The organism is Alcanivorax sp. (assembly GCF_017794965.1).
Lineage (GTDB): Bacteria > Pseudomonadota > Gammaproteobacteria > Pseudomonadales > Alcanivoracaceae > Alcanivorax.
In genome coordinates, this window is the sequence record NZ_CP051240.1 from 545,404 (window position 1) to 558,920 (window position 13,517).

10 protein-coding genes are annotated in these 13,517 nt (G+C 58.9%); 7 read left to right on the top strand and 3 right to left on the bottom strand.

Going from position 1 to position 13,517, the window contains the following annotated elements; genetic code table 11:
- The first annotated feature begins 17 nt into the window (after window positions 1-17).
- From HF945_RS02445 to HF945_RS02475, 7 genes are all read left to right on the top strand, one after another.
- On the top strand, window positions 18-2,648 hold the full coding sequence (locus HF945_RS02445) for a LuxR C-terminal-related transcriptional regulator (RefSeq protein WP_290524185.1): 2,631 nt from the start codon (window positions 18-20) through the stop codon (window positions 2,646-2,648).
- A gap of 309 nt (window positions 2,649-2,957) precedes the next feature.
- Entirely contained in the window at window positions 2,958-5,705 is a 2,748-nt protein-coding gene (locus HF945_RS02450) for a peroxidase family protein (RefSeq protein WP_290524186.1), read from the top strand.
- Window positions 5,706-6,031: 326 nt separating this feature from the next.
- The gene (locus tag HF945_RS02455) at window positions 6,032-6,433 is read left to right on the top strand and encodes a hypothetical protein (protein WP_290524187.1); all 402 of its coding nucleotides are present in this window, start codon (window positions 6,032-6,034) and stop codon (window positions 6,431-6,433) included.
- Between the two features lie 399 nt (window positions 6,434-6,832).
- Complete coding sequence (locus HF945_RS02460) at window positions 6,833-7,033, top strand: hypothetical protein (RefSeq protein ID WP_290524188.1); 201 nt, start codon at window positions 6,833-6,835, stop codon at window positions 7,031-7,033.
- Between the two features lie 94 nt (window positions 7,034-7,127).
- Entirely contained in the window at window positions 7,128-7,757 is a 630-nt protein-coding gene (locus HF945_RS02465; RefSeq protein WP_290524189.1) for a hypothetical protein, read from the top strand.
- Window positions 7,758-7,840: 83 nt separating this feature from the next.
- On the top strand, window positions 7,841-8,272 hold the full coding sequence (locus HF945_RS02470; RefSeq protein WP_290524190.1) for a hypothetical protein: 432 nt from the start codon (window positions 7,841-7,843) through the stop codon (window positions 8,270-8,272).
- Window positions 8,273-8,478: 206 nt separating this feature from the next.
- The gene (locus HF945_RS02475) at window positions 8,479-9,057 is read left to right on the top strand and encodes an NAD(P)H-dependent oxidoreductase (RefSeq protein ID WP_290524191.1); all 579 of its coding nucleotides are present in this window, start codon (window positions 8,479-8,481) and stop codon (window positions 9,055-9,057) included.
- 237 nt (window positions 9,058-9,294) lie between these two features.
- On the opposite strand, the gene HF945_RS02480 is transcribed toward HF945_RS02475, so the two are convergent.
- From HF945_RS02480 to HF945_RS02490, 3 genes are all read right to left on the bottom strand, one after another.
- Window positions 9,295-9,813 (bottom strand): outer membrane beta-barrel protein, encoded by a 519-nt coding sequence (locus HF945_RS02480; protein ID WP_290524192.1) that lies wholly within the window; start codon window positions 9,811-9,813, stop codon window positions 9,295-9,297.
- A gap of 184 nt (window positions 9,814-9,997) precedes the next feature.
- Window positions 9,998-11,362, bottom strand: coding sequence for a hypothetical protein (locus tag HF945_RS02485; RefSeq protein WP_290524193.1), 1,365 nt, complete (start codon window positions 11,360-11,362; stop codon window positions 9,998-10,000).
- A gap of 68 nt (window positions 11,363-11,430) precedes the next feature.
- Window positions 11,431-13,428 (bottom strand): TonB-dependent receptor, encoded by a 1,998-nt coding sequence (locus HF945_RS02490; RefSeq protein ID WP_290524194.1) that lies wholly within the window; start codon window positions 13,426-13,428, stop codon window positions 11,431-11,433.
- Between the last annotated feature and the right edge of the window lie 89 nt (window positions 13,429-13,517).

Consider the following 13,517-nt stretch of genomic DNA (forward strand, 5'->3'; position numbering starts at 1 on the left):
CCAGGCAGGGAGTCGCTATGAGTTCGGGACGAACCACACGTCAGTTATCCGGCCAGTTCTACCGGCGGGAGCTGGTAGAACACCTCAATGGCTGCCATGACTATCCACTGACCTTGCTGCTGGCGCCGGCCGGCTCCGGCAAGTCCACCCTGTTGAACCAGTGGCGCCAACAAATGGCCATGGAGCAGGTGGTATTCATGGCCATTCAGCCATCGGACGATGACCCGGTGCGGTTCCTGCGACGTTTCGCCGAGCGCACCCGCGCGCTGGTGCCCGCGTTTGATACCTCCTGGTTCATGCCGTTTGATGTGTCGGAATTGCCGCCCTCTTCCATTGCCGAGGCCTTGCTGGATGCCCTTGGGCAAGTCCAGGAACCGCTCTACATCGTGTTTGATGACTTTCAGCACATTCGCAACGCAGAGACCCTGAAAGTCCTGGATGTGATGTGCGCCGCGCCGCCGGGGCGGGTACATCTGCTGATTGCAAGTCGCACCCGTCCCGGTTTGAATCTGACCGCCCTGCGTTTGCATGACGCGTTGCTGGAGCTGGATGCCAGTGCATTGCGGGTCAGCCGTGATGAGGTGATCGAACTGAACCAGCGCCTGGGCGGCGCGCCTCTGGAAGACGATGCCCTGGATCACCTGATGAGCATTACCGAGGGCTGGGTAGCGGGCGTCAAAATCGCGCTCATGGGGGCAATGGGGTCTGGAGTGAATACCCTGCATGATTTCCATGCCAGCCAGCCGGAGATCATGGAGTATTTTGGCCATGCGGTGCTCAAGGGGTTGCCGGAGTACGCCAGAAAACTGTTTCTGGAAAGCAGCCTGTTGGATCACTTCAATGCGGATATCGGCGATGCGGTGCTGGACACCACCCACTCGGCAGCGCTGATGGAAGAATTGTCCCGCCGGGAGCTGTTTATCATCCCGGTACCCGGGCGCCCTGGCTGGTACCGCTATCACGCGCTGCTGCGTGAGTTTCTGCAAACCCGGGTCCGTATCGACATGCCGGAGTGTGTGGCCCCCATTCATGCTCGCGCTACGGCCTATTTCCTGCAGCAGGGGGACTACGAACAGGGGCTCTGGCACGCACTGCGTGCGGATGATGTGGAGTTGTTGCTGGATGCGCTGGCGTGGGCGTTCGATTTCTGGCTACGCGAGGGCTACGCCAGCCAGATTCTGGAATGGGCAGAGCAGATCCCGGATGAGGAGTTGCTGGCACGCCTGGATCTGGCCGCGCCGCTGATCAGTACCCTGACCCTGTCCCGCCATTTTTTCCGCGCCCGCTTCTATCTGGATGCCTATCGGGACCAGGTGTCTGCCGCATCGCAGCAGGACCCGGATGCCCAGCAGACGCTCACCTTCCTGGAGCTGCATCTACAGCTGTTTCAGCACGATACGGATTTCATGGAAGGGGCCAATCTCTCCCTGCTGATGGAGACCAGCAGCCATCGGGATGTGCGCGCCTTTTCCCTGGCCATGGTGGCGTACTACCACTTGCAGCACGGTCGTCTGCAATCGGCGCTGGCGTTCTCCTCTCAGGCCCGCGAGGTGTTGATGCAGCTGGGTCAGCATTTTACTGCCGGTTACGCCGGGCTGATCAGTGCGCTGGCCCATCATCAGCTGGGCAATATTGCCGAGGCGGTGACCCTGGTGAGTGAACAGTTTGTCGCCACGCCCCGGGACTGTCCCACCTGGACGTTGTGGGCCACCGGCATGGTGGTGGTGCTGTACGACCAGAACCGCCTGGAAGAAGCGCGTCAGCTGTGTGAAGACCTGTTGCCGCTGGTGTCTTCTGCGTCGGCCACGGAAGTGATCCACACCGTGTACCTGATTCTCTCACGGTTGCAGCACCACCAGGGCAACCGCAAGAACTCCCTGCGCATGCTGGACAAGCTGTACAGCATTCTGCTGTTGGGGAACTACGAGCGCTTCATGAGTGGGGCGGTACTGGAGATGGTACGACAGGCCTATGTGAACGGTGACTGGGCACGGCTGGACGCGGTTGCCGAACGGTTTCAGTTAAGCCAATGGGTGGAGGGTAATCTCGGCCAGGCGCCGGCGGATTACAGCCAGAGCTGGGAGCGCCGGGGGCTGGCGGCGGTGTACTGGCTGATGGCCTCCGCCCGCCACGGGGAGGCAGAAGCGGCACTCATACTGCTGCGTGATGTGATCAATCGCGCCGGCATTCGCAGCCGCGGCGCGATCATGGAGGCCAACCTGCTGGTGCTGGCCGGCAAGCATGGCAGCGACATGGAGCAGCTGCGCGGTATCGAGACCCTCATCAGTCGGCATGGTCTGATGAATATCAACCGCTCTGTGTTTGATGAGGCGCCGGGCCTGGGCGGGCTGATGAGCGATCTGTGGCGGCGGGGACGGCTCTGCCTGCCTGACTTTTACACCCAGCTGTTTTCGGGGATCTTTGATCAGGAGCCGGAGCAACAACCCCTGGATGTGGATCCCGCTTCTGTCCTGACACCCAAGGAGTTCGAGATCTTCGAGCTGCTGCAGAACGGGTTGAGCAACGCCAGGATCAGTGAGCAGACCGGCGTGTCTGTCACCACCACCAAGTGGCACCTGAAAAATATCTACAGCAAGCTGGGGGTCTCCAACCGCACCGAAGCCGTCCTGCGCGCCACGTCGAGATGAGTTGAAAGTTTAAAGTTGAAAGTTCAAAAGCGCGGGTGAGGACGATGGGGATTTGCCATGTCGTGCCCGCGCTCAGAGGCCTGATTGTCGCTTGATCCCAGAGCCAGAGGGCCAGGGCCAGGTTTTGATTCTCCTTTTCAACTTTAAACTTTGAACTTTCAACTGCTCCCCAAACCTTGAACCCGTTCGCGTTTTCCCTTCCCGTCCCCCCCCGCCCCCTCCCGGAGGAGGGGGTGGGTAGGGGGCGCCGTTGCTAGAGTCCTGCCGTTGTCTGAATTACCCCGATAAAAACAACGACGGAGACTACTCATGGCGATGTCCCCCTGGGTCACCTGGCCGGCCCTTACCAAATTCGGCTCTCTTGGCGTCATGGTCGCACTGCTGGTGCTGGCCGGTGAGCGACAGGAGCTGCTGGAAAACAACATGTTCGACACGGAAGACTGGCAGGAAAAAAATGCCGATATTGTCTGTGATGAACGCAGCCTCACCGCCCGTACCGAAGACGGGACCTGTAATATTCTGGAGAACCCTGCCGAGGGGTCCGTGCATGTGAACTTCGGACGTAACGTGGACCCGGCAGCGGTGTATGCCGAATCCAACAGCGGCAACCTGCTGACCCCGAATCCCCGGGAAGTCAGTAACCTGATCATGTCTCGCGGTGGTGACTTCAAACCCGCGACCACACTGAATTTCATTGCCACCTCCTGGATCCAGTTCATGGTTCATGACTGGTTCGATCATGGCCCCCGTACCGATGCCAACCCCATCGAGTTCCCGCTGCCCGCCGGGGACGTGCTGGGTGGCGGCACCATGTCGGTCCAGCGCACCCGCCCCGACCCGGATGTGAGCGGCGATGAGGGCATCATCACCTACGAAAACATCAACACCCACTGGTGGGATGGCTCGCAGCTGTACGGCAGCAGCAAGGAAACCAACGACGAAGTGCGTGCCTTCGTGGACGGCAAGCTGAAAGTGGATGGCGATGGCCGCCTGCCCACCGAATTCTTCAGCGGCAAACCGGTCACGGGCTTCAATGAAAACTGGTGGGTGGGGCTGAGCATGCTGCACCACATCTTTACCCAGGAACACAACGCCATTGCCGACATGCTGGTGGCCAATTATCCGGGCGAAACAGACCAGTGGTATTACGACAAGGCGCGGCTGATCAATGCTGCCCTCATGGCCAAGATTCATACCGTGGAATGGACCCCGGCGATTCTCGCCAACCCGGTACTGGAGCGTGCCATGTACGCCAACTGGTGGGGCCTGGGTGGCGATCGCGACAAGCGCGACAAGTATCAGAACGATCTGGATAACCTGAACAATAACCTGGGCCAGATTGGTGGCCTGCTGGATCTGGTGGGTATCGATAACGGTCTGGGCGACAGCCCCACCGGTTCACTGGAGCATGCTCTGGCGGGCCTGGTTGGCTCGCGCACGCCCAACAACTACGACGTGCCTTACACCCTTACGGAAGAATTCGTGTCCGTGTACCGCATGCACCCGCTGCTGCGTGACGAAATCAAGGTGTACGACATCGGCTCCAACGTGGTGGACCAGGAAATCGCCCTGGAAGATACCCGCAACGGCGATGCCGAAGACCTGCTGGATGATCTGGGCCAGGACCGCTTGTGGTATTCCTTTGGCATTACCCACCCCGGTGCGCTGACCCTGAACAACTACCCGGACTTCCTGCGCAACCTGTCCATGCCGCTGATTGGCGACATCGACATGGCCGCCATCGATATCCTGCGTGACCGCGAGCGTGGCGTACCCCGTTATAATGAATTCCGCCGCCAGATTGGCCTCAAGCCGCTCACCAGCTTCGAGCAACTGACCAGTGATCCCGAGCTGCTGGCGGATCTGAAAGCGCTGTACAACAACGACATCGAACTGGTGGACACCCTGGTCGGGCAACTGGGTGAAGAAGTGCGCCCGGAAGGTTTCGGCTTTGGTGAAACCTCCTTCCAGATCTTTATCCTCAATGCGTCCCGTCGTCTGATGACCGACCGCTTCTTCACCACCGATTACACCGATGAAGTCTATACCGCAGAAGGTATCGACTGGGTGGAAGAGAACACCATGGTGGACGTGATCCGTCGCCACTTCCCGTCGCTGGCCACCAGCCTGGTGGGCATGGATAACGCCTTCAAGCCCTGGGGGCTGAACATGCCCGCGGAGTATCAGCAATGGGATGCGCAAACCAAGCAGAACCACCTGTGGGTAAACGGCGCCCTGCGCACCAGTTACGCGGACGGCGAAGTGCCAGCCATCGAGCCCATCGATATTGGTGGCCTGATCAATTCCGTCCTGTGGAAGAAAGTGCAGGATGTCACCGACGTGGCACCGCCAGGCTACAGCAAGCCGATTCACCCCCGTGGCGGTCTGGCCAAGGTGAAGTTCATTCCCGCCGCCGGTCACGATTTCACCGGCCTGTTCCAGGGTGCTGATCACGGCCTGCTGCGTCTGTCCGTCACGGGTGATCCTTCCGACCGCGGTTTTGCCCCCGGCCTGGCACTGAAACTGTTTGTGGACGGCAAGCGCTCCGAAAACGTGTCCGCGCTTTACACCCTCAGCGGGCAGGGCAGTAACCACAATATCTTTGCCAATGAACTGTCCAACTATGTTCAGCCGGAAGTGAACGAGACCCTGGGCACCACCACCCTGTTCTCGCTGGTATCCAGCAAGCCCACGCTGCTGGTGATGAACGACATGGCCAAGGTCACGCAGGACGGTACCGTTGTGGGGAACCCCAAGACCCCGTCGCAGATCTACTTCGTGCCCAACAGCACCCTGCGCAACAACATCACCACCGGTGCCCATGATTTCCGTGACGACCTGACCGCTATTCCCGCGGGCACCAAGGTCTACGACATCTACGGCACCACCCAGCGCATCAAGACCTCCATCTGGCCCTGGGTAACTGCCCGCTACGCGCGCGAGCGTCGCAACAGTGCGGTGAAAATCGGTGAACTGGTGACCGATTCCGAATTCACCCTGTCCCAGTTCGGCGACACCGGCATCTTCTTCAAGCACCAGCGGTATGAAGACCGGTAAGCGCCACAGTCACTCAACGAAGGGAGAGCTGCACCGCAGCTGATTCAGGCCCGGACAACGCCCGTTGTCCGGGCTTTTTTATGCCGCTCCGGATCACGCATCACGCAAATCCGGAAAACCACTCTGTGGGAGCTTGCTTGCAAGCGAAGCGGTTTTGGTCGACCTCGGGAAGGGTTTTGTTTGCAAGCCTCCCAGCCAGTACCCAATTTGGGGGATGGAGGCGGGTGAAGAGCTTGTTACGGTGGCAGGGGAATACATTCTGATACCACGGGAAAGGGGAAAACCATGAAAAACGAATACTGATCGCCATCCTGACACTGTTGCCCATGCCGCTGCTGGCCAACGAGATGGCGGCCACTTGCGCGGCTTTGCAGACACAGCTGTCCAAACTGGAACCCGCTGACCGGCGCGCCCTGGAAAGCCAGATGGCGTCAATCCTCGCCGAGTGCGACAAGGAAGATACCGGTAGCTACAAGGACGCCATGACCAGCGGCACGCTCTACTGCCGCAGTGGAGACCTGTGCGCGAGGTACGACTTTGCACTGGCCTCAGACAGAAAAATCTATGAGCCCCAGTGCGCCCAGGTGGCCAGTTGCCCCGGCAACTTCAGCGACAAGTGCACCGTTACCAATGACCAGGTAAGAGGCGGGCAGGGCACCGTGGACTGGACGATCTATGCCTACAACGGACTGGTACGAGATTCCAATGCAAACCTGAATTGCGAATAACCGTATCCGGTGACCGGATGACTACCGTCATGGGCTAAAGGAGGGCGAGCGACAGCTCGCCTTTTTTGTGTCATGAGAAAGCCATCTCCTAAACGGAATAACCCCGTGCTCAACAGACAGGATCATTCCCGTGTAAGAGATGGCTTACAGAAAATGCTAAATGATTGATATAAGGTGTTTTGTTCGGGGAGGCGAATGCGGTTCGGGTACGGTTGTACCGGTACTATGTCGAATGATTCGCGTTTTGTCAGATGAGAAAGGTTGTTGTTTTTTCGGTAACCTGTTGAGGTGATGGTTTTTTTGTTTGGGGTGATGTGTTTCTGGCTCAGAAATATGTGGAAAAAAGATATGTCGAACCGTTCGACTGAATACGCTGTTATGTGGTGTGGATAGCGAGAAATGAAAAAGTTTCTGCGAGTCCTTAGCGGAATACTAGGCGTCTGTGGAATTGGTGTTTTTGGCCTCATGCTTTACGCCGTTGCGGTTGACCTTTCTCACTTTTCAGGTCTTTTTATAAGTGCAGTATTTCTGGCGTATGGTATTGGTGGAGAGAAAGTAATCGGGGCTGTGTTTCCAGGGTTGCTGAGGAGTAAGTGGTAGCCAGTCACACATAACAAGCCAAGGCAGTGGGACATATTTTGTTTCGCTGCGCTCAAAACACAAAATATGCCCCTGCTTGGGGCGTTAGGCAGATATGAAACTCGAGTCTGAACTAAGAAAACTGGAGGAATGGATCGACCATCTTCCAAAGTTGGGCAAAGAGACATTGGGGCACGGTGATCGCCCCATGTACGTCCTTGACCTAATTTTTATTGGTGTGCTGAAGCGCTCGATGAGCCTCGCAATGGGGGTCAAAGCTCTAGTTGATAATAAGAACATGACCTGTGTGAGGGCCATGGTCCGAATGCAGTTGGATACGCTAAGTCGATTGCTGGCTTACACGTATGTTGATAACCCCTCAGACGTGGCACAACAGGTCATGGCGGGAAAACCTTTGAATAAATTTAGGTGCAGGGACGGAAAGAACCTTCGCGATGGATATCTTATCGATCGAATGACTGAGCAGTACCCATGGGTGAAAAACGTTTATCAGTATACTTCTGGTTATGTTCATTTTTCGGAGAGGCAAGTTTTTGACTCGATCCAATCGATAGGGTCTGAGGGATTAGAAACGATTGAATTTGGTGTAACACGGGAGGACCTTGGTTTTCCCGAAGATAGCTGGGTTGAGGTAGTTGCATGCTTCAATGAGATGTTATCCATAGTTCGTGATGTTTTTACAACGTATCGCCACGAGTTGGATCAAATCCGCGGCAATACTTAGCCTAACCAATACGGTCAACGGACGCTCCTTGCGTCGCGCCGCTGCCGCCAGCGCTAGCTAGCTCCCCAAAAAAGCAGACACCCATGATAAACCCCGTCATCCAGGAAGAAGAAACCGGCTGTGGTATTGCCGCCGCGGCCTGCATCCTTGGTCTCACCTACAAGCAGATGAAAGCGGTTGCCAATGGCATGGGCATTCAGGCTTCTGATCCTTCCTTATGGTCCGATACACAGTATGTGCGGCGGCTGTTGGCCTGGGGTGGGGCGAAAGCGGCTTTACGGGAGACGGCGTTCTCCTCCTGGGCGGCGTTGCCGGATCTGGCGCTGCTTTCCATCAAGCACCACCAGGAAGACGGTGTGAATTACTGGCACTGGGTGGTGTTTTGTCGGCTGGAAGGGCAACCGGCCGTGCTGGATTCGGCCCATTACCTGCCGAGCAATGTCCGTTACGATTTTGCGGCCATGCACCCCAAGTGGTTTATTGGTGTTTCCCCGCCTCAGTGCGGATCTGTGTGACAGCGTTGCGGCTAATGTTTCCTGCTCTATTCTGATCAGGCCAATAGGCATCTTTCTCTCTTTTATCGTGATTTCCTGTCGCTGATCGACTTGCGATACCTCCGGGGCTCCCCATGTCTGTGGCGGGACCGCACGGGTAAGGACACCTTCGATTGTGATGAGCAGGTTCACGTGCGTCGATGCAGGTTTAATCAAAAGGGAATGCCATGGGAAAGAAGATTGCGGTGATTCTGGGGAGTCCGGATCCGGACAGTTTCTGTCGTGCGCTGGCGGATCGCTATGCAGAAAGCGCGGAGCAGGCCGGGAACCAGGTGCGTTATTTCCGGTTGGGCGAGATCGAGTTTGATCCGGTGCTCCGCCATGGCTACAACCAGCGACAGGAGCTGGAGCCGGGGTTGCTGGACATCAAGGAGGCATTTACCTGGGCGGAGCATGTGGTGTTGGTGTTCCCGGTGTGGTGGGGCTCCATGCCGGCCATCATGAAAGGCATGTTCGACCGTGTTTTTCTGCCGGGGTACGCCTTCAAGTATCGCAAGAATTCCCAGTTCTGGGACAAGCTGCTGGCGGGGCGCTCGGCCCATGTGATCACTACCATGGATACGCCCCCCTGGTACTTCAAACTGGTTTATCGCAGCCCGGCGCATAACCAGATCCGCAAAACCATTCTGGAGTTTGTAGGCATCAAGCCGGTGGAAATGACGGTGTTGGGCCCGGTGCGGTATGCCTCGGATGCCAAGCGGCAGACCTGGCTGGAGCGGATGTCCGCGTTTGCCCGCAAGGTCTGAGCCACGCCTGCGGGGCTTGGCGGGCGTTTGCATGGGCGGTGGCTCCACCGCAATGCAGTATGGATTCGCGTCTGGACATCGCGGTCGAACGACCGCTCCTACGGTGAGCTCTGTGTACTCTGCGGTAAATCTGCTTTTGATCTTTGCGTGCCGCATGTTGCGTGAACCGTGTTGCAGCCGCGAAGCGGCATAAAAAAACCGCGCGGCTGCGCGGTTTTTTTTGGTGCCTGTGCCGGTTCAGAAGCGACCGTTGAGGCCCAGCGCCAGGTTGGTGACTTCATCGCCGCTGCGATCCACCACGCGCATGTATTCCAGGCTGACGAACATGCTGTTGGTGATGGTCACATCCACGCCCAGGCCCAGTGACAGGTCCTTGAAGTTTTCGCCATCGCTGCCACCAAAGCGGTTTTCCACGGTGGTTTCCATGTAGCTCACACCGATCAGGCCGTAGGGACGAACCGGCAGGGTGTTGGGGAACTGGCCACGGAAGAAGGCGCCGTAGTAGCGATCGATTTCCAGATCGGCGCTGTTGGTCAGTTTGTCATCGCCCATGCCCAGGCCCAGACGAAGCTCCCCGCCCAGGGTTTCGTCCTTGTTGATCCAGCTACCGAATTTGAACTGCAGGGCCTGCGGTTTGGCGGAGGCGGTGGTGTTGTCCGGTTCGATCTTGCTGCTGACGTAGTCCAGGCCGGCAAAGCCGCCCGCATTGGCACAAAGAGGCAGTGCCAGGGTGGCCGCAATAAGGGCTTTCTTCATGGTGTCTCCTGCATGGTCCGCAATAACGACAGTGTGATGAAGGGAGATTGTAGTGAAAAGCGCCGGTGACGGCGACTCTGGTGATTTTGCGGTGAGATAGCCCGCAGTGAGGGGCTTAAGAGGGGGAGATTGAAGGAGAAGTGCCCCTCCCCCTTATGAGGGGAGGGGCTGAGCAGACCGGGGATCAGTGGTCGTGGTCATGCTCATGGTCGTGGTCTTCTTCGTCTTCGTGTGCGTGTTCCTCGTGCTCACCGTCAAGGCCGACCCAGGCCAGCGCGGCAGGGGGGAAGCTCAGCGGCAAGGCGCCTTCCACGCTGCCTTCTTCCAGATGCACCACCACAATGGACTGGTTGCCGGCATTGGACATGAAGACGTGGGCGGGCTCACCGGCCACGGTCATGGAAACGCGGCTGCCGTGGCCGGTGGCGGGCGGCGCGGCGCTTGCCGGGTCGATGGCGTCTTCCAGGTGGGCGTGCTCGCTCCAGTCTGCGGTGTCGAAGATGCGCAGGTCGCCGGCATCATCCAGCAGCACCAGGTGTTCGCCATGGGGATCCAGGCTGTGGGTGTCCAGGGAAACCGCCGCCCCTTCGGTCCAGTCCAGTTCTTCCACGTCGCCATCATCCGGGTGAACAATGAAAATACGGTCGCCAGCGTAGCCTACGAAGTGCGCCATTTCATGGTGACTGTCGAAACTGCCGATGCGCTCGCTGCCACTCAGGCCGATGGTGGCATTGTCCACGTGCTGTGCGGTGAAGGTCTCTCCGTCCTGGTGAACGATGAGGATGCCATCGCTGCAGCCGAACACGGAGTAGTCTTCATTGGAGCCAGCGCCATGCAGGCCCGGGCAGTCCAGGCTGACAGTGCCTTCCTGATGGTAGTGGTCGTTGTGCTGGTGGTAGATGTCCACTTTTTCCGGCAGGCCGCTGGCGGCAGTGCGGAAGGTGGCCAGCAGGACATCCCCGCGGGGCTCGGCCACGCCATGGTGGGCGCTGGCCAGGGTTTGGCTTGCCACACTGCCGGCGTTTTCCAGGGATTCATCCGTGAGCAGTTCTACTTCCGCCATGATGGCGCTGCCGGCATCGCCGTCATAGAACAGGGCTGCCTGTTCGCCATGGACACGATAGTGGGTGGGCGCCGGGCCGCTCAGGGTGCCGGTGAAGCGGGGAGAGACTTCATCCACATGGTCGTCGTGGTAGTACAGGCCGCCATCCACAATCTGGACCTGGTTGGCTGCCCGCTGTGGCGCCAGTACAAAGCGCTTGCCCGGGCTGGTGTAAAGGCCGCTGGGGGCGTTGTCCAGAGCCAGGCTGCCCGGCAGCAGGGCGCCTTCTTCCAGGTCAAAGACATAGAGCTGATCGCCTGCTCCATCGCGGGAGGCGATCACAAGGCGGCCCGGGTGGGCGCTGCTGCCATGCTCATGATCATGGTCGTCTTCGCCTCCGCCCAGTGGACTGGTGCCGGTTTCATTACAGCCGGTCATGGCCATGGCGATCATCAGTGACAGGGGCAGAGCGGCGTTGTGTTTCAGTTTATTCATCATGCGTTGCATGGTTTTCTCCAATAGCGTTTTGCTGCCCGGCTAAAAAAGTGCCGGGGACATTGCCGTGGTAACGGCGATCAGAATTCAATGCGGGTGCCTACGGTGATGTTGCGTCCGGGTTCCGGCACGGTGCTGGCCAGGAAGGAGGCATGGTTGAACACCTCTTCGCCAAGCAGGTTGTTGCCGCGCACGAAGAAGGTGTAGCGCTGGTCACCGCGCAGCCGGTAGCTGAGGGTGGCGTTCACCATGTCGTAGGACGGGGTGGTTTCCTCGAAGCCGGCGATCTGGTCCTGGGTGAAGCTGCGGTAGAACTCCAGTTCACCGTCAAAGTGACCCACATAGCTGTTCAGGCGGGTGCCCAGACGTTTGGCCGGAATGCGGGGCAGGTAGCCACTGCCGTCATCGAACGTGGCGCGCACCATGTCAGCGAAGACGGTGATGCCCACCGGGTCGATACCGAAGTAACTCACCGACCCTTCGGCACCGGTAAAGGTGGCGTCGCGCTGGCTGTACTTGATCAGGCGGAAGTCTTCCTGCTGGTCCAGGGTGCGGGCATAGATATAGTTGTTGATGCGGTTTTCGAATACCCCCACATCAAACAGCCAGTCGCCCTGGGTCTTGCGCAGGTTCAGGTTGGCACTGAGGCTGATTTCATCGTCGAGCAGGTCGCGGGGGGTACCGCCACAGTCGCTGAGCAGACCGCACTCATAGGTGTTGGTGGCCAGGTGCACGCCATCGGCATACAGCTCCTGCGCTGTGGGCGCGCGACCGGAGTGGGCCGCAGACAGCACCAGTTCATAGCCAGGCACAAAGCGCCAGTTGACCGCGCCGGAGAAGGAGGCATTGTCCGCCGTCACCTTCAGCAGGGCGTCACCGTCACGTGCATCCGGTGTTTGGGTGAGATGCTCCTGACGGGCCCCCAGCTCAAACGACCATTGTTCGTTGAGGGTGTATTCCTCCACAACAAACGCGGCGATGGACTCGGTTTCGGTTTTGGGCACGAACGCTTCCGCCCCCAGCGAGCTGAAGTCGAAGCGGGTGTACTGCAAACCCACCACCCCACGCCAGTTACCGAACGGCGTGTGCTCCACTTCCAGCCGGGCATCGCCGCCCTTGTTGGTGAAAGTGCTGCCAATGGTGTTTTCTTCAATTTCGTGATGGCGGTAATCGGTGACGTTGCCCCGGAAGCGAACCTTGGCAATGCCGCTGAACGGATTGCGGTACTCGCCACGGGCATCAACACGGCGGCTGGCCAGGTCCACATAGGGCACGCCATGATCATGATCGTGGTCGTGGCTATGACCGCCGGCGGGGCAGTCCAGACTGGTGCCATCGGCCTCACACGCCTCGAACTCGTGGCTGTGGCCGGGCAGGTCATAATGATCACGACGATAGCTGTAGGCCAGGCCAAAGTAGCCCTGGTCCCCGATCCAGGAGGCGCCAATACTGCCGTTGTCGCTTTCAGAAAACGTGCCGGGGACCGTGAGTTGCTCGAAGCCGTTGATCTCGTAGTCCTCGGCGTCCCGGCGGCTGCCTTCCACCCGGAACACCAGATGGTCGGTGGCGGAGACGGTCACGCCGGCGGCGGTGGCATTTTCATCGGCCACGGTGTTGGCGCGCAGTCCCACAAAACCTTCCACGCCCTCTGTGGGCCGCTGGAAGGGGATGCGGTTGTCCAGCACGTTGACTACGCCGCCACTGGCTCCGCTGCCATACAGCAGGGTGGCCGGCCCGCGCAGCACCTCGATCTGCCGTGCCAGCATGGGGTCTACGGTGATGGCGTGATCCGGGGAAATGGTGGAGGCATCCAGCACCTGGGAGCCGTCGCTGAGTACGCCCACACGGGGGCCGCTCTGGCCACGGATCACCGGCCGGCTGGCGCCACCCCCGAAGGTGTCGCTGTGCACACCGGGTTGGTTGTTGAGCGTGTTGCCCAGGGTGTCTTCGTTTTTCTGGGTCAGGGTCTGCTGATCCATTACCGAGTAGGGAGTACTGGGGCTGCCACTGCCCAGGGGCAGCGCAGAGACATCCACTTTTTCCAGCTGGTGAATGTCCGCATTGTTGGTTTCGGCCATGACTGCTGCAGGCGCACACAGCGCTGCAACGACGCACCCGGCCAGGGTTTGGCGTCGAGAAAACATAACTACCTCTGTCTTTACCGCTC